This is a genomic window from Pseudomonas sp. BJa3, assembly GCF_026343815.1.
Lineage (GTDB): Bacteria > Pseudomonadota > Gammaproteobacteria > Pseudomonadales > Pseudomonadaceae > Aquipseudomonas > Aquipseudomonas soli.
Map to the genome: position 1 here is coordinate 109,254 of NZ_JAOXMC010000003.1, position 15,963 is coordinate 125,216.

A 15,963-nucleotide genomic window follows, 5' to 3' on the forward strand; every position below is an offset into this window, starting at 1 on the left:
GGCAGGGTCTTCATGGTTGCAAGCCACCGTGTAAGCGATGCTCCTCCAGCTCGAGCTCCTGCCTGCATTCCGCCAGCCGAGCGGCGCGTTGGTGAGCCTCATCTCGTAGTTGGACGAAGCTGTCCCTTTTTTGTCGAGCCTGGGCGAGCTGCGCTTGGGCCTGCTGGTGTGCCGTGTGCTGGCGCGCCAGTGCCTCCTCGCAGGCAACGACTTGCCCGTGCAGGCTCGCTTCGCGCTCACCGAGCAGGCTGACCTGTCGACGCCAGTGCTCCAAGGCACGACAGTCGATCAACTGGCCGACATGCGCGGCGAACAGGCGCTGTTGTTCTTCGCGGGACCCGCGTTGAAAGGCCAGGTACGACTCGACAGATTGTGCCTTGGCTTTTTCTGCCTTCTGTAGAAAGGCCAGTTGGCTTCGCGCTTCACGCTCGGCCCGCTGAAGCCTGCGTTGCTTGATGTGCGCAAGGGCAGTTAGGGGCATCGGGTGATCTCGAGTAGTTGGTCGAGGCTCTGTCGCAGCGAGACGTTCTCGTCGCAAGGCTGGCAGAGCCAGGCGCGGATGGCTTCGCGTTTGCCGATGGCCTGGTCCGCGAGCAGATCCTGGCCGTGCGTGTATTCACCGATCCTGAGCAGCAGTTCGACTTCCTCATACCGGGCCATCCATTCGCGCAGTCGGCCGGCGGCGGTCCGGTGTTCCGGGCTGACCACCTGGTTCATGACCCGGCTGACCGAGCGCAGCACGTCGATGGCCGGGTAGTGGTTGGCGGCTGCCAGGGCCTGGGACAGGACGATATGGCCATCGAGAAGCGAGCGGGTTTCCTCGGCGATCGGCTCGTTCAGGTCGTCGCCTTCCACCAGCACTGTGTAAAGCGCGGTGATCGAACCCTTGGCCGATTGCCCTGCGCGTTCCAGCAGGCGCGGCAACTGGGCGAACACGGAAGGCGGGAAGCCGCGTCGAGTAGGCGGTTCGCCCGCGGCCAGGCCGATCTCCCGCTGGGCCCGGGCGAAGCGGGTCAGGGAGTCCATCAGCAGCAGTACCTTGTTGCCCTGGTCGCGGAAATATTCGGCGACGCTGGTGGCGACGAAGGCCGCCCGGGCGCGTTCCATGGCCGGGCGATCAGAGGTCGCGACCACCAGCACCGCACGGCGCAGGCCGTGCTCGCCGAGTTCTTGGTGAATGAATTCGCGCACCTCGCGGCCGCGCTCGCCGATCAGGGCGAGCACGATCACGTCGGCCTCTGCGTTGCGCAGTAGCGTGGCCAGCAGAGTGCTCTTGCCGCCACCGGCGGGGGCGAAGATGCCTGTGCGCTGCCCTTCGGCGCAGGTGAGCAGGCCATCGATACAACGCACGCCCAGGCTCAAGGGGGTATCGACCAGCTTGCGGCTCAGTGGCGATGGCGCGTCCCGATGCACGGAGTACCAGGCTTGTGGTGTCGCCGACGTGCTGCCGTCGAGCGGATTGCCCAGGCCGTCCAGCACCGTCCCCAGCAAGTGCTCGCCTACCCCCACGCGGTGCATGCCGCCGGTGGGGCAGACTTCGGTGCGCGTGCACAGCCCCTGCATGTCGCCCAGCGGGGCGAGCAACGCCTGCTCCTGCTGCAGGCCGATGACTTCGGCCAGCAGTTCAGGCTGGCCGCCCGGCTTGCGCAGCCGGCACAGCTCGCCGACCTGCACGCCCGGCGCCAGCGCGCGTATCAGGGTGCCGGTGACTTGGGTGACCTTGCCGTTGACTTGCACCAAGGTGGCGTTGTTCACGGCGCCCAGCAGGGTCTGGGGAATCTGGAGCAGCGATGGCGGCATGGGAAAGGTTACGGCACGAAGATGCGCGCCATTCTAGGTGGCCTGCTGCGCAGCGGATTTCACTGTGAGGCGCATGTTTTTAGTTTTCGGTCGGCTACTGTCGCACCTGGCCACAGGCTAAAAAGAAGCGGCCAGTGGCAACAGTGGGGCGCAGGGCTTGCCTCTAGCATGGTGCTCATTCTTTGACGTGGCGACGAGGTGGGGATGAGCGAAGGCGTCGGCTTTATACGGAGTGAACCGGTGCTGGCGATGGTGCCCGGTTGGGAGGCGCTAGGGGCGCCGGTTTCGCAAGGGCAGCAGGTGATACCGATGGCGCAACAGGCCAGCATGGCGGAAGAGGTGTCCATGGCGTTCTCGTCATTGGCCAACGCGCGGCTCAGTAGCCGCAGTCGCGTTACCGATGCGCGTCAGCTGGGATCGCGCGCCGGCCAGGAGGCCGAGGCCATGTTGGCCAAGGTACCGGATGTGCAGCGTCGGTCACTGGATGAACTGGTGGCCTGGTTGCGCCAGCATCCCCAGCTGACCCCGGGTGAGCTGGACGCGCGCCTGGATGGATTTGCCGCTGAGGCCTGTCATCGCTACCTGGCGCTGGCGTATGCGCGTGACGCGCTGGGCGCGTCGGGCGATGCGCATGGTTTGGCCGGCAAGCTGGACCAGGCCTTGGCAACCCTGATGCAGCGCCACGGCCAGGCGATCGAACTGGGCATCGAGATCGGTCCGCTGGCCCAGGCGACGCAGGCCCAGGGGGTGGCCGACGTGGGGGCGCTGCGCGGCGTGTACTGCGACTTCCTGTGCGACTATCGCGGGCTCAGGCATGCCTGGGATGAGCTGCGTGCACGCTTTGGCGATGCCGCCATCGCCGATATTGCGCAGTTCATGCTCAATGGTCTGGCCAGCCATATCAATGGTCCGTCCTCGAGCCTGGACAGCAACCGGTTGCAACAGGTGGTCAGCGACATGAAGCTGGTGCAGGCGCTCAAGAAACTGGAAGGCGACACTGTCGCGCTGTTCCGCCAGCTCGCCGGAGAGCCCAGTGGCGTACGGACCTTCTGACTTGGTCGGCGACCTCCTGGCGCTGATCGATAAACGCTGGACGACAGTGCAGGACATCCAGCGCCTGCTCGTGGCGATGCCGCTGGGCCCGCAGGCGCAACGCATCCAGTGTCTGCGTGAGTTGCAGCGGATCTTCCGTCTGCTGCCCGTGCAAGTATTCACTGACGAGGCGCATCGCGAGCATCTGCTGACGATCTGGCAGTTGGCCATGGACCAGGCCATCGACGACGAGGAGGCGCTGCTGTGCGGCGCGCGGGAGGCATGAGCATGGATCCGTGCACGGCAGCCGTTGCCCAGTTCTGTCGCCATTTGGGTGTGGCGCCAGCGCATCGGCAGGAGCCGTTGCTGCGCCTGGAGCTGCCAGGGGCAGGCGTTCTGCAGCTCGAACGGCGAGGGGGGCAGTTGACGCTGTGGCTGGAGTTTCCCGTGCACGGGGCGATGTTCGAGCGCGCCATGCAGTGTGCGCTCAGGCAGGTGTACGAACATCAGGCCCCAGGTTGCCTGCTGCGCTGTGGACTGCTTGCCGACGATCGTCTGGTGCTGCTGGCAGGCCTCGACGAACACGGCTTGACCGAGCAGGCCTTGCATCTGGCCTATCGCTTGCTGACGCGTGTACGCACCGAGGTTTTGGCGACATGAGCTTTATCGAACCGGCCGGGCAGGTCAATCATTCCTGGCTACCGTGGGCGCCAGCCGACGCGGCGCGTGCCTCGCCAGGATGCGAGGCTTTGCCTCGGCCGAGGCACCCGGTGCAGGCGCACTTGCGTGAGCTGTACCCGCAGCATCAAGCGGCACGCCTGCGGCTGTCCTACGCCAGGCCCGAGCATGACCTGCGCAACCTGTACGACCCGCAATGCTTCACCCGTGCGCTGGGCTCGTTGATGGAGCAGTTGCTTGCGTCGCAGATTCCCGGGGACCGAGAGGCGGCGGCGCTTGTGCAAGCGCTGCTGGCCGATCGGCGCACGCTGGGTTACTGCGTTAACTTCTTGCTCAAGGTGTGAACACATGAAATTGTCGAACGAACAGCAGGATGTCTTGCAGCTGTTGGCCTGGTTGCATCTGCAATGCGCTCGGCCCGAACGGGCGCGGGTATTGCTGGAGGTGCTGTTGCGCGCCGTTCCCCAGCATCGCGTCGGGTGCCGGGCCGCAGTGGTGGCAGCGCTTGAATTGGGCGATTGGGCGAGCGCCGAACGGCAGTGCCTGGCGCTGCGCGAAGCAGGCGAGCTGCGGCCGTCCTTGTGGCTATGCCTGAGCCAGGCGCAGCAAATGGCTGGCCGACTGGAGCAGGCCCAGGCCACCTATGCCGAGTACCTGCGTCGTGAGGCGCGCCGATGAATCAGCTGACCCGGATACTCGGCCGGATCGGCAAGCGCAAGGACCTGATGCTGGCCGTGATGTTGCTGGCAGTAGTGTTCATGATGATCCTGCCACTGCCGCCCCTGCTGCTGGACCTGCTGATCGCCCTGAACATCACCATCGCGGTGGTGCTGCTGATGATGTCGGTGTATGTGGTCTCGCCATTGCATTTCTCGGTGTTCCCCTCGGTGCTGCTGGTCACCACGCTGTTTCGCCTGGCGCTGTCGATCAGTACCACGCGGATGATCCTGCTGGAAGCCGATGCCGGGCAGATCGTGCAGACTTTCGGCGACTTTGTGGTGGGTGGCAACCTGGTGGTGGGCTGCATCCTGTTCCTGATCATCACCATCGTGCAGTTCCTGGTCATCACCAAGGGCGCCGAGCGGGTAGCGGAGGTCAGCGCGCGGTTTTCCCTCGACGCCATGCCGGGCAAGCAGATGAGCATCGACGGCGACTTGCGCGCCGGGGTCATCGACGTCAACGAGGCCCGTGAGCGCCGTGGCGAGGTGGAGAAGGCCAGCCAGATGTTCGGTGCCATGGATGGCGCGATGAAGTTCGTCAAGGGTGATGCTATCGCCGGGCTGGTGATCATTATCGTCAACCTGCTGGCTGGCCTGGCCATCGGCGTGATGCAGAAGGGCATGGGCGCGGCTGATGCGCTGCAGGTCTACGCGGTGCTCACCGTCGGCGACGGCATGGTCAGCCAGGTGCCGGCGTTGTTGATCGCCATCACCGCGGGAATCATCGTCACCCGCGACGGTCAAGGTGCCCATGACCTGGGGGCGAACATCGGCAGCCAGGTCATGGCGCAGCCCAAGGCGCTGCTGATCGGTGGCGCCTTGCTGGGGTTGTTCGCACTCATCCCGGGCTTCCCGACAGTAACGTTCTTCATGCTCGCGTTGATGGTCGGCGGCGGAGGCTGGTGGGCGATTCGCCAGCGGCGGGTCGAAGAGGCAGGCCAACAGCACGGCGGCGGTCTGCCGGCGTTGCTGGCCAATGGTGCCGGCGCTCCCGCGCTGAAACCCGCTGGCAAGACGAAGGCGGGCGGCGATCCGCAGGCCTTTGCCCTGACGGTGCCCTTGCTCATCGATGTGGACAGCGAGTTGCAAGCCGCCCTGGAAGCCGCTTCGTTGAACGATGAACTGGCACGGGTCCGCCAGGCGCTCTATCTGGACCATGGCGTGCCGTTCCCTGGTATCCGCCTGCGGTTCAATAGCGCGCTCGGTCCTGGGGAGTACCGCATCCTGTTGCAGGAAGTGCCGGTGGCGCGAGGCAGGCTGAAGCCTGGGTGTCTTCTGGTTCAGGAGAAGCTCAGCCAGTTGGAGCTTGTCGGCGTGCCCTACGTGGAAGGCGAAGCGCTCTTGCCTGGACGTGCGAGCCTTTGGGTGGAGCAGAGCGAGCGTGATCGCCTGGCGCGTGCCGGCTGTGCCTTCCTGGCGGTCGACCAGGTGCTCGCCTGGCACCTGTCCCATGTGCTGTGCGAATACGCTGGGGATTTCATCGGCATCCAGGAAACCCGCTACCTGCTGGAGCAGATGGAGCAGGGCTATGGTGAGCTGGTCAAGGAGGTTCAGCGGATCCTGCCATTGCAGCGAATCACCGAGGTCTTTCAGCGGCTGGTGAGCGAGGGCATCTCGATCCGCAACATGCGTTCGATCCTCGAGGCCATGGTGGAGTGGGGGCAGAAGGAAAAGGACGTGGTGCAGCTGGCCGAATATGTGCGCAGCAGCCTCAAACGCTACATCTGCTACAAGTATGCCAGTGGCCACAACCTGCTGCCGGCCTACCTGCTCGATCCGTCGGCCGAAGAGATGATCCGCAACGGCATCCGGCAGACCAGCGCCGGCAGCTACCTGGCCTTGGAACCTGCGCAGAGCGATGCCTTTCTCGCCCAGCTAAAGGCAGCGCTGGGCAACCTGCATGAAGCCCAGGCAAAGCCCGTGCTGGTGGTGTCCATGGACATCCGACGCTATGTGCGCAAGTTGGTCGAAGGCGTTTGTTCAGACCTGCCTGTGCTGTCCTTTCAGGAGCTCACGACGCAGATCAACATCCAGCCACTAGGGCGCATTGGTTGACGCCATTCTGGCGTCAGAAACCATACCCCTGAACTACAAAATCGCGACCGGGCCTGACGGAATGGTCGCCACCACCTCAATAGACTTCATCTGTCGGTACCTCAGCCTGGTCATGGCCAGCCTTACCTTGAGACGGGGTACCCAGCCAACCGGAAACAGATGATGAACAGCTCTATCGACGCATTCAACCGCCTAGCCCCCTTGCCGCCTGTCGATCGCGTGGCACCCCCGCAGATCTGGGTCGATATCCAGAGGGTGGAGTGCTTTCTCGACCAGAAAGCGATCACGGCTGCGGATGATCATGGCCTGCCATTGAGCCGCGAGCAGCGGCGGCAGGTCATCGAGACCTTGCTGGGCCCCGAAGGGCAGGCGCGATTGGCGCAAAGCCGGTCCTACTTCGACAGCCTGCTGCCCGATCCTCTGCCCGACGAGCCAGCCGATGCCCTGATCCAGTTGCTGCAAGCCTATGCGGCGTGGTTGCCGGGCGCTCCCCTGCAGTTGGTGAACCTGGGCGAACGGCTAAGCATGGACGAGCTGGTGATGGCGGCGATGGGTTTACGCATGCGCAAGCAGAAAACCGAGCGTACAGAGCTGAGTGAGCAGCTGAAAAGCCTCACCGCAGAGCTGAAGATCTTCAGCGTGATCCAGTCCAAGGTCAACGTGGTCATGGCAGACAAGGGCACCTTCGATCTTCAGGACCCGGGCTTCAACCTCTTCGACCCGAAGTTGTACGACCTGGATGCGGCTGCCTGGGAAGCCAGCCCTGAACATCGATTACTTGCTTCGTACGGCACTGCCGCGGTGACGGTACAGCAGTTCCTGGCAGCCAAGCCCACCGGCCTGTCGCCCGATAGCAGTGTTCATCGGCGACACAGGGTCAGCGGACCGATGGATGACCTGAAAGCGGAATACACCTGGCACAAGGACAACAACCCGCTTGCCAACTTCTCCCAGGCCTTGAGCGATCGCACGCGTATCGTCAATGACAGGGTGACCGAGAAGACCACCCTGCTCAATGACGCGGGGTCGCGCTACACCACCTCTACCGAGGTGATGATGAAGTTCGTCGAGACGTGGTTCTCGATGCTGTCGAAGATTATGCAGAACTGAGGTGATTGATGAGTGCAGCTCAACCGACAGGCGCCGATGCCAGCGAGACCGAGGCGATTGAAAGCTTCTTCGCCGAGGGCGGCACGTTCGCCATGTTACGCGGGATTGGCGCGGCACAGCTTGAAACGCTCTATGCCCAGGCATTCGGCTTCTACCAGGCGGGGCGGTTGGAGGATGCCTTGACGATGTTCAAAGGGCTGGCGGCGCTCGACCACTACGACGCCCGGGCATTTCTCGGGGTGGCAGCCAGTTACCAGGGGTTGCAGCGTTATCAGGAGGCACTGCCGGCCTACGCCTACGGCGCAATGCTCGCGCCGCAGGACCCGCGCTTTTGCTTGCATGCCGCTGAATGCCAACAGCATCTGGGTGATCTGGTTTCGGCGCGCAGCGGCTACGAACATGCCCAGGCCTTGGCCGAGAGCGTTGAACATGGCGGCTTGGCGAGCAGGGCGCAGGCGCTGCTCGAGGCATTGCGACAGAAGGAGGCTACACGCCGTGCGAATTGAACATTTTGGCGCTGAACCACGGGAGATCGCGGCTGCAAGCGAGATTGAAGCGCCCGTGACTGGCACTGCCGTCCGCTTGCCAGGCGATACCGGCAGGGTCCCGGTGGACATGCCAGCGCAGCCTGATCGTAGTATCAGGCTGGACCCTCCGTTGATTGAGGAATCCTTGGCGACAGCACGACACCTTCATGGCCTGCTCGATAAAAGTGTCGACCCTGGCCACCTCATGCAGCCGGCATTGGCCACGGTACCCGATGTCGGGGCATTGATCCTCGGGCAGCTTGCCGGAGAGATCTCCGATGCCGAGCTGGATATCCGCCTCACTGAATTGCTGAGCCGGTTGGGCGCCCGCCAGACCGAACTCAATTTGCAGCAGGTTCGGCAGATGACCGAGCAGAACCGCCAGCAGATGGCGCTCAACGCGCAGAAATTGGCAGAGGTGAACCAGCGTCACCAGGACGCCGGCACGGCGAGCGTATTCGACAAGGTCTTCGGCTGGGCGGCGGCCATCGTGTCCATCGTGGTCGGCACGGTGCTGGTTGCGACCGGGCTGGGCGCCGTGGCGGGCGCCCTGATGATCGCCGGTGGCGTCATGGGGATAGTGTCCATGTCGTTGAAACAGGCGGCCGAGGACGGGCATATCTCAAAAGAAGTGATGAAATACCTCGGGCCTGTGCTGATGGCTGTGGAAGTCGCGCTGGCGCTTGCCTCGGTGGTGCTGACCGTTGGCGGTAGCCTTGCGGTGGTTGCGGCCAAACTGGCCGGCAAGGTGAGTGGCAAGGCTGCACAGGTTGCCCTCTCTGTGGGCCAGAAAATCCAGAGTGTGGCCTCCAGCGGGAGCGCCTCGGTTGCCAGCGCAGGTTCCCAAGCCAAGCTGCAGATGACCTTGACCGGTGCCAGCATGGCGACCGCCACGCTGTCGAGCGCGAGTGAGGCGGCCAGTTCGTTCATGCAAGGACTGGCGCTGCGCAGCGAGGCGCAACTGGCCGAAACACGCCTGGTGCTCGAGCAGGGCCACGCTTATCTCGAGCAGCTGGCCAAGGAACTTGACCAACTACTCGCAAAGAAGCAGCAACGCTTCGAGCAACTGCTGGAAATGCTGAGCGCACGCCACAACGCCTGCGCGGATATCGCCTGTCTAAACGTCATCGCCTGATCAAGGAGCAATCATGAGTCTGTCTATTACCAACATCGATCAATCGCCCGCCGTGGAAGCTCCGTCATCGCTCATCAAGGGGCACAATGCCCCGAAGCCCTTGTGGGCGATGCTGGCCATGCCCAACCCGGCAGCGCAAGAGAAGACCGGCGAGCGGCCAGGGCAAATCGGCCTGGATGCGCCACAGACGATGCCCTGCAGGCAGGATGTGCATTGCCTGCTGGCCATTCTCAGCGCTGCCATGCAGGTGCGCGACGGTAACGCCCAAGGGCGCAGAACACAGGCCGAGGTCAGCGTGCAGGCCGGCAAGGAGCAGATCGGCTGGATGAGAAACGCCAGCAACGCGCTGTTCGCTTCGGCGGCCGTCAGTGGCGCATTGGGCATGTTCACCCTGACCAGCGGCACTACCGGCATGGCCAGAAACCTGAGGGATGCAAGCGCGATCAAGGGGCTGGAACAAGCCAGTCATGCGGCCAGATACGCTCAGCCTGGCGAGGTGGCAGTGGCTTCGAAGCAGCAGATCGGCGCGAACCGGATTGAGGTCAAGCATCTGCAGAACGGCATCGATACCCGTAACACTGGCCTGCACACACTCAATGGCGTGGCGCAAAGCGGGGCTGCGTTCGGCACCGGCATCGCCCATGCCATGAAGTCGCTGCAGGATGCGAGGGCCAAGGAACAGGAGCTTGAAGCAGCGGTTGCTGGCAACCAGAAGGAGCTGTTCCAGCGCAACACCGATGACCTGGCGAAAGTGATCGACCAGGTGCGTCAGCTCATTCAGGAGATCCTGCGTAACGACAGCCAAGGATTCAGGGCTGCAGGGGTCATGGCTTGAGCTCGCCGGGAAGCATGCAGGCGCGCGTGAGTCAGGGCGTAGTTTTTTTTCAACAATTTGATAGAGGTTTGTAAAGTGCCAGACGCGATTTCCATGGGTGGGGTACATCAGCTTTACTCCAGCCCAGTCAATGAGCGCAGTGACTGCGCACAGGTCAGAACCTCCGAGTCCGCTCAGCGGCTGGCTCACCACGAAGCGCCGTTAACACACGGCATCCTGATGCGTCTATTCATTGCCGTTGCTGAATTTCTTGGCTTTCGCACCGGTGTGGCGAAGGATGCCAACCAGGCTACGACGTCGACGCCGGATATGATGGGTTCGTTGAACGAGGGTATGGCCAATGGGCTGCCTGAGGTGACGAGGTCGCAAGCCAGAGGCATAACGGCCAAGCTGGAGGAGGTCTCGCTTGAACAGTTCATGGCCAATTACGGCCAACAGCTGGAGGGCAGCAATATCATGCGCAGCACCTGTTGCCTGTTCTCGAATATCACCTCGCTTGGGAACCTCGTCCCTGAGTTGCAGGTAGATACACGCATCAACAAGCTCAAGTTCGCCCAGGAATTTTCGTTCATCGAATCGAATACCCAGGACAATAAAGATCTGATGCAGAGTAATCGACAGGCCGCGGGCAAGGTACTCGAAGCGGTCGGATTCCTGGCCGCGCGATTCGCCGAGTTCCCTGATCCTGATCAGGTTGGGGCCGCCGCAGTGGTCGCGTTCGTCAAGGATGTCGAAACACAGTTCATCGAGCGGTTTGCGCAACAGCCTACGCTGCCAGCGGCAAGCAACAACGAAGAGGCGAACGGGGCGGCGCGGGTTACGGAGCCGGCACTGGCCGCCAGTGGCCTGGACGATGCATTCCAGGCGCAGGCCATCGAGCGGGTTACGCCAACCGAGATACCGACCGATGGCGCAATTGATGCTGCCAAGGTTTTGAAGGAGGTGACGTTCGGTTTCGGCGCTGACGGCAAGCTACCGAAGCTCGATGACTTCCACGCGGCGATGAGGTCACTGCAGGATCCTGTGGGCCCGCTGTCACGACTGTTCGGGCATTTCGAGTCGCTGGTAGGGCAGGGCAGTGCGTCCGAGCAGAAGATCGCCGCGATGGTGCTGGAGCACACGGCGCTGGGGCAGACTCATACCTTCGGCGAGCTTTTCGGGCATCTGAAGCAGGAGCCCGTGCCGCTTGCAGGTTTCCGGGCGATGGCGATGACGGATACGCTGGAGAGAAGGTGTACCTCCGCCGTTCGCCAACTCGAGGCGCTGCCCGTGGCTCGCGGGGCCTAGTAGGGTGTTTCACAACTGACTGGTGGTATTTGCAAAACACCACATTAGCGGCAGCACTGGCCTGGGGCTTCAGCGCCCCAGCCAGTCGATCAGCGCCTTGTGGAACCGCTCGGGTTGCTCGATCTGCGGGGCATGTCCGAGCCCTTCGAAGGTCACCAGTTCCCCCTTCGGAATCAACCCGGCCACCTGCGGTCCCAGGGTCTTGTACCTGCCCAGCATGGCCTTCACCTCGGGGGTGGCGATATCGCTACCGATGGCCGTGGTGTCCTGGTCACCGATCAGCAACAGCGTCGGCATCTTCAGGTCCTTGAACTCGTGCACCACCGGCTGGGTGAAGATCATGTCGTAGATCAACGCCGAATTCCATGCCACCGCCTCGTGCCCCGGGCCCTTGTTCAGCCCCACCAGCATCTGCACCCAGCGTTCGTACTCGGGCTTCCAGCGCCCGGCATAGTAGGTAGCGCGCTCATAATTGCGCACGCCCTCGGCGTCGAGCTTCAGCTCCCGGGCATACCATTGATCCACGGTGCGATAGGGCACCCCCAGGGCTTTCCAGTCCTCCAGGCCGATGGGATTGACCATGGCCAGGCGTTCCACCTGCTGCGGGTACATCAGGGCGTAGCGAGTGGCGAGCATGCCGCCGGTGGAGTGGCCGAGTACGATGGCCTTGTTCACCCCCAGGCTGGCCAGCAACGCATGGGTGTTGTCGGCCAGTTGCTGGAAGCTGTATTGGTAATGTGCGGGTTTGCTCGAGGTGCAAAAGCCGATCTGGTCCACGGCAATGACCCGATAGCCGGCCTGGCTCAGCGCATCGAGGGTGGTTTGCCAGGTGGCGGCGCAGAAGTTCTTGCCGTGCATCAGCACCACGTTGTGGCCGTTGGCCGTGCCCTTGGCGGGCACGTCCATGTAGCCCATCTGCAAGGCCTGGCCCTGGGACTGGAAGTCGAAGTGCTGCAACGGGTACGGGTAGGCGAAGCCTTCGAGTTGCTTGCCGTAGGTTGGCGGTTCGGCGGCGATGGCCGCGCCGGTAATCAGACAGGCCAGGGCCAGGGCAGTTGCGCGCAGCATGACAGCACTCCGTCCATTTGGGGAAAGAGCGACTGTAGCAGCCGCTGGCGGTTACCCGCCGTGAAAGGTGTTACCCAGTATGAAACCAGCCCAGGGTGACCATCGCCACCACGATGTAGCGCCCACCCTTGGCGAGGGTGACCAGCAGCACGAAGCGCCAGAAGGGTTCGCGCATGATCCCGGCGATCAGGGTGAGCGGGTCGCCGATCACCGGCATCCAGCTCAGCAGCAACGACCATTGCCCCCAGCGCTGGTAGCGCTGCTGGGCGTGCTCCAGCTGGCGGGCGCTGAACGGGAACCAGCGCTTGTCGCGCAGGTGCTCGATGGCCCGGCCCAGCAGCCAGTTGACGATGGAGCCCAACACATTGCCGAGCGTGGCGACCAGCAGCAGGGTGGCCCAGGCTTGCGGGTCGCGAAGCAGCAGCCCGACCAGCACCGCCTCCGATTGCAGTGGCAGCAGGGTCGCGGCGCCGAAGGCGCTGAGGAACAGCGCCCAAAGGCCGAGCATCAGTAGATGGCGACCACGGTGTCGCGGTCGTCCTGGGTCACGCCGATGACCTGGTAGGCGTCCTTGTGGTCACCCATCTCCATGCCCGGCGAGCCCATGGGCATGCCGGGCACGGCCAGGCCCTTGAGGTCGGCGCGGTTGGCCAGCAGGCGTACCTGCTCGGCCGGCACATGGCCTTCGACGAACTTGCCGTTGATTACCCCGGTGTGGCACGAGGCCAGGCGTGGCGCCACGCCCAGGCGCTGCTTGACCGCGCTCATGTCCGGCTCGACATGGTCGTTGACGGTGAAGCCATTGTCGCTCAGGTGCTTGATCCATTCCTTGCAGCATCCGCAGTTGGGGTCGCGGTAGACGTCGATGGTCTCGGCGGCCTGGGCCAGGCCGGTGATGGCCAGCAGGCCGAGGGTGAGCAGGTGTTTGCGCAGCATGGTGAAGCTCCTGTGAAACTAGACATATCTGGTTGATCAGCGCCGACTCTGTAGGAGCGGCTCATAAAGGACCGGCGTCAAACCTTAGAAACGCAGGCGGACCCCGGCCACCCACCGGGTCTGGCCGCTGTCCTCGTCATTCGCTCGGGCCTGCTCGGCGCGGTTGCCGTGCAGGCGGTTGAAGCTGACCCCGACATAGGGCGCGAACGCCCGGGTGATCTCGTAGCGCAGGCGCAGGCCCACCTCGCTTTCTGCAAGCCCCGCGCCTTGCTCGCGCCCGGCGTCGTTGCGCCCGAAGAAGTTGGCTTCGACGGTCGGCTCGAGGACCCAGCGATTGCTCAGCAGCATAGCGTAAGCGACCTCCAGGCGCAGCGCGGTCTGCTGCCGCTCGCCGGCGTAGGCGGTGGCTTCCAGCTCCAGGCCGTAGAGTGGCGTGCCCTGGATGCCGAAGGCGGCCCAGGCCTGGCCGCTGGCGGGCTTGAAGTCCTGGCGTACACCGCCGACCAGCTCCCACCAGGGGCTGATGGCATGGCCCCAGAGTGCCTGCAGCTCGGCCTTGTGGGTCTTGCCCTGTTCACGTTCACCCTCGCTGCGCAGCCACAGGCGGTCGATATCGCCGCCGACCCAGGCGGTGGCGTTCCAGTTCAGGGCGCCACTGTTTTCGAAGTTCTGGTACTCCAGCTGGTCGACGATCACTGCCCAATTGGTTGCCCGATCGTGCACCTGATGCCCCGGCAGCGGCGGGAAGGCGGCGCGGCGGTCGGCGTCGGTGACTACCGGCAAGGGTGTGCGTGGTTGGTCAGGGGGCGTCGCCGCGTGGTTCATCAGGCTGTGGTCCATGGGCATGCTGCCATGGTTCACCTGGCCGTGATCCATTGGCATGGCGCCATGGTTCATGTGGTCCATACCCGTGGCCAGTGCCCGTTCACTGACCAGCAAGGCCAGCAGCGCGACACCGGTGGCGAAGCTGCGGTTGCGGTTCTCATTCATCGACCCGTACCTCGCGGAACATGCCGGTCTCCATGTGGTAGAGCAGGTGGCAGTGGTAGGCCCAGCGGCCCAGGGCGTCGGCGGTCACACGGTAGCTGCGCCGGCTGCCGGGAGGGATGTCGAGGGTGTGCTTGCGTACCAGGAAGCGCCCTTGTTCATCTTCCAGGTCGCTCCACATGCCATGCAGGTGGATGGGGTGGGTCATCATGGTGTCGTTGACCAGGGTGATGCGCACCCGCTCGCCATACTTCAGACGCAGCGGCTCGGCATCGCTGAACTTGATGCCGTCAAACGACCAGGCGAAGCGTTCCATGTGCCCGGTCAGGTGCAGTTCGATGTCCCGCGATGGCTCGCGTCCGTCCGGATCGGGGTAGGGGCTGCGCAGGTCGGCGTAGGTCAGCACCCGGCGGCCGTTGTCGCGCAGGCCGATGCCTGGGTCGGCCAGGTTGGCGCGGGGCGCCATGGTTTGCATGTCCACCAGCGGGTTGTCGGTTTCGCTGGCTGGATGGCTTTGCATCATGGCCATGGCCGAGTGGTCCATGCCCGCCATGCTGCCGTGGTCCATCGCCGGCATGTTCGCATGGTCCATCTGGCCCATGCCGCCATGCCCCATGTCGTCCATGCTCAGCACCGGGCGTGGATCCGGCTCGGGCACTTGAGCTTGCAATCCGGCGGCGCGGGCCAGGGTGCCACGGGCGAAGCCGGTGCGGTCCATGCTCTGGGCGAACAAGGTATAGGCGGGCAGGTCGCCCACGGTGACCAGCACATCGTAGGTCTCGGCCACGGCGATGCGCAGCTCATCCACGGTCACCGGGGTCACCGGCAGGCCATCGGCGGCGATCACTGTGAGTGTCAGGCCGGGAATACGGAAGTCGAAATAGGTCATCGCCGAGGCGTTGATCAGGCGCAGGCGCACGGTCTCGCCGGGCTGGAACAGGCAGGTGAAGTTGCCGTCCGGTGGCTGGCCATTGAGCAGGTAGGTGTAGCCGGCGGCGCTGATGTCGGCGAGGTCGGTGGGGCTCATGCGCATCTTCGCCCAGGCCCAGCGGTTGTCGAGGGTGTTGCGCCAGCCGCTTTCGGCGACATCGTTTATGAAGTCACCCACCGTGCGCTTGTGGTAGTTGAAGGCGTCGGACTGTTTCTTCAGCGTGGCCATCAGCGCTTCCGGCGCCTGGTCCGACCAGTCGCTGAACAGCAGCACATGATCGCGCTGGTAGCTGTGCGGCTCAGGTTCGCGGGGATCGATGACGATGGCGCCGTACACGCCGGCCTGCTCCTGCAAGCCGGAGTGGCTGTGGTACCAGTAGGTGCCGCTCTGGCGCAGGGTGAACTGGTAGAGGTAGTCGCCACCAGGTTCGATGCCGGCGAAGCTAAGGCCCGGCACGCCGTCCATGTTGGCCGGCAGGATGATGCCGTGCCAGTGGATCGAGGTGGCCTGGTCCAGGCGGTTGCGCACGCGCAGGGTGACGGTGTCGCCCTCGCGCCAGCGCAGCTGCGGGCCGGGCAGGCTGGCGTTGATGGTCTGCGCGGTGCGCGGACGGCCGGTGATGTTGACCGGGGTCTGGCCGATGAACAGCTCGAACTGCTGTCCACTCAGGTCGTGCAGCGGCAAGCGCCCCTCTGCTGCCTGGGCCAGCGGGCGCCACAGGCCAAGGCCGGCCAGGGCGGTGGCGGCGCCCAGGCCCTTGACGAAGGTGCGGCGGGTTGGAGTCGGTGGCATGGCGTGCTCTCGCTACGAAATTGCCACCATCCTTGCCGCCAGCGCCTGTCAGCCACCTGAGGCGTGGATTA

The 15,963-nt window shown here is 64.0% G+C and carries 18 protein-coding genes; 11 read left to right on the plus strand and 7 right to left on the minus strand.

Annotated features, from left to right (window positions below; translation table 11 throughout):
- Positions 1-10 precede the first annotated feature (10 nt).
- Complete coding sequence (gene sctO, locus OH705_RS04050) at positions 11-481, minus strand: type III secretion system stalk subunit SctO (protein ID WP_267301093.1); 471 nt, start codon at positions 479-481, stop codon at positions 11-13.
- On the minus strand, positions 472-1,800 hold the full coding sequence (gene sctN / locus OH705_RS04055) for a type III secretion system ATPase SctN (RefSeq protein ID WP_267301094.1): 1,329 nt from the start codon (positions 1,798-1,800) through the stop codon (positions 472-474). The genes sctO and sctN overlap by 10 nt, the downstream gene beginning before the upstream one ends.
- A gap of 204 nt (positions 1,801-2,004) precedes the next feature.
- Between sctN and sctW the strand changes: the two genes are divergently transcribed.
- From sctW to OH705_RS04110, 11 genes are all read left to right on the plus strand, one after another.
- Entirely contained in the window at positions 2,005-2,853 is an 849-nt protein-coding gene (gene sctW / locus OH705_RS04060) for a type III secretion system gatekeeper subunit SctW (RefSeq protein ID WP_267301095.1), read from the plus strand.
- A gap of 1 nt (position 2,854) precedes the next feature.
- Positions 2,855-3,118, plus strand: coding sequence for a TyeA family type III secretion system gatekeeper subunit (locus tag OH705_RS04065; RefSeq protein WP_052062219.1), 264 nt, complete (start codon positions 2,855-2,857; stop codon positions 3,116-3,118).
- A 2-nt stretch (positions 3,119-3,120) separates the two neighbouring features.
- Complete coding sequence (locus tag OH705_RS04070; RefSeq protein WP_094011325.1) at positions 3,121-3,492, plus strand: hypothetical protein; 372 nt, start codon at positions 3,121-3,123, stop codon at positions 3,490-3,492.
- Positions 3,489-3,854, plus strand: coding sequence for a hypothetical protein (locus OH705_RS04075; RefSeq protein WP_267301098.1), 366 nt, complete (start codon positions 3,489-3,491; stop codon positions 3,852-3,854). The genes OH705_RS04070 and OH705_RS04075 overlap by 4 nt, the downstream gene beginning before the upstream one ends.
- Positions 3,855-3,858: 4 nt before the next feature.
- Complete coding sequence (locus tag OH705_RS04080) at positions 3,859-4,188, plus strand: hypothetical protein (protein WP_023629638.1); 330 nt, start codon at positions 3,859-3,861, stop codon at positions 4,186-4,188.
- Positions 4,185-6,284: a type III secretion system export apparatus subunit SctV gene (gene sctV / locus OH705_RS04085; RefSeq protein WP_094011327.1), complete on the plus strand. Its 2,100-nt coding sequence runs from the start codon at positions 4,185-4,187 to the stop codon at positions 6,282-6,284. Before OH705_RS04080 ends, sctV begins: the two co-directional genes overlap by 4 nt.
- Positions 6,285-6,446: 162 nt before the next feature.
- On the plus strand, positions 6,447-7,394 hold the full coding sequence (locus OH705_RS04090; protein ID WP_267301100.1) for a virulence-associated V antigen: 948 nt from the start codon (positions 6,447-6,449) through the stop codon (positions 7,392-7,394).
- An 8-nt stretch (positions 7,395-7,402) separates the two neighbouring features.
- Positions 7,403-7,900: a SycD/LcrH family type III secretion system chaperone gene (locus OH705_RS04095; protein WP_094011329.1), complete on the plus strand. Its 498-nt coding sequence runs from the start codon at positions 7,403-7,405 to the stop codon at positions 7,898-7,900.
- 151 nt (positions 7,901-8,051) lie between these two features.
- Positions 8,052-9,056, plus strand: coding sequence for a type III secretion system translocon subunit SctE (sctE, locus tag OH705_RS04100; protein WP_267301101.1), 1,005 nt, complete (start codon positions 8,052-8,054; stop codon positions 9,054-9,056).
- Between the two features lie 13 nt (positions 9,057-9,069).
- Positions 9,070-9,891 (plus strand): hypothetical protein, encoded by an 822-nt coding sequence (locus OH705_RS04105; RefSeq protein ID WP_023629644.1) that lies wholly within the window; start codon positions 9,070-9,072, stop codon positions 9,889-9,891.
- A 219-nt stretch (positions 9,892-10,110) separates the two neighbouring features.
- Complete coding sequence (locus OH705_RS04110) at positions 10,111-11,178, plus strand: hypothetical protein (protein ID WP_267301102.1); 1,068 nt, start codon at positions 10,111-10,113, stop codon at positions 11,176-11,178.
- 69 nt (positions 11,179-11,247) lie between these two features.
- Here OH705_RS04110 and OH705_RS04115 read toward each other — a convergent pair whose 3' ends face one another.
- The 5 genes from OH705_RS04115 to OH705_RS04135 form a co-directional block, all read right to left on the minus strand.
- On the minus strand, positions 11,248-12,246 hold the full coding sequence (locus OH705_RS04115) for an alpha/beta fold hydrolase (RefSeq protein ID WP_023629646.1): 999 nt from the start codon (positions 12,244-12,246) through the stop codon (positions 11,248-11,250).
- Positions 12,247-12,316: 70 nt separating this feature from the next.
- On the minus strand, positions 12,317-12,754 hold the full coding sequence (locus OH705_RS04120; RefSeq protein WP_023629647.1) for a YqaA family protein: 438 nt from the start codon (positions 12,752-12,754) through the stop codon (positions 12,317-12,319).
- Complete coding sequence (locus OH705_RS04125; protein ID WP_094011333.1) at positions 12,754-13,182, minus strand: DUF411 domain-containing protein; 429 nt, start codon at positions 13,180-13,182, stop codon at positions 12,754-12,756. The genes OH705_RS04120 and OH705_RS04125 overlap by 1 nt, the downstream gene beginning before the upstream one ends.
- Positions 13,183-13,266: 84 nt before the next feature.
- Positions 13,267-14,172 carry a copper resistance protein B gene (locus OH705_RS04130; RefSeq protein WP_267301104.1) on the minus strand — a complete coding sequence of 302 codons (906 nt, stop codon included), beginning with the start codon at positions 14,170-14,172 and terminating at the stop codon, positions 13,267-13,269.
- Positions 14,165-15,892 (minus strand): copper resistance system multicopper oxidase, encoded by a 1,728-nt coding sequence (locus OH705_RS04135; protein WP_104445137.1) that lies wholly within the window; start codon positions 15,890-15,892, stop codon positions 14,165-14,167. Before OH705_RS04135 ends, OH705_RS04130 begins: the two co-directional genes overlap by 8 nt.
- Between the last annotated feature and the right edge of the window lie 71 nt (positions 15,893-15,963).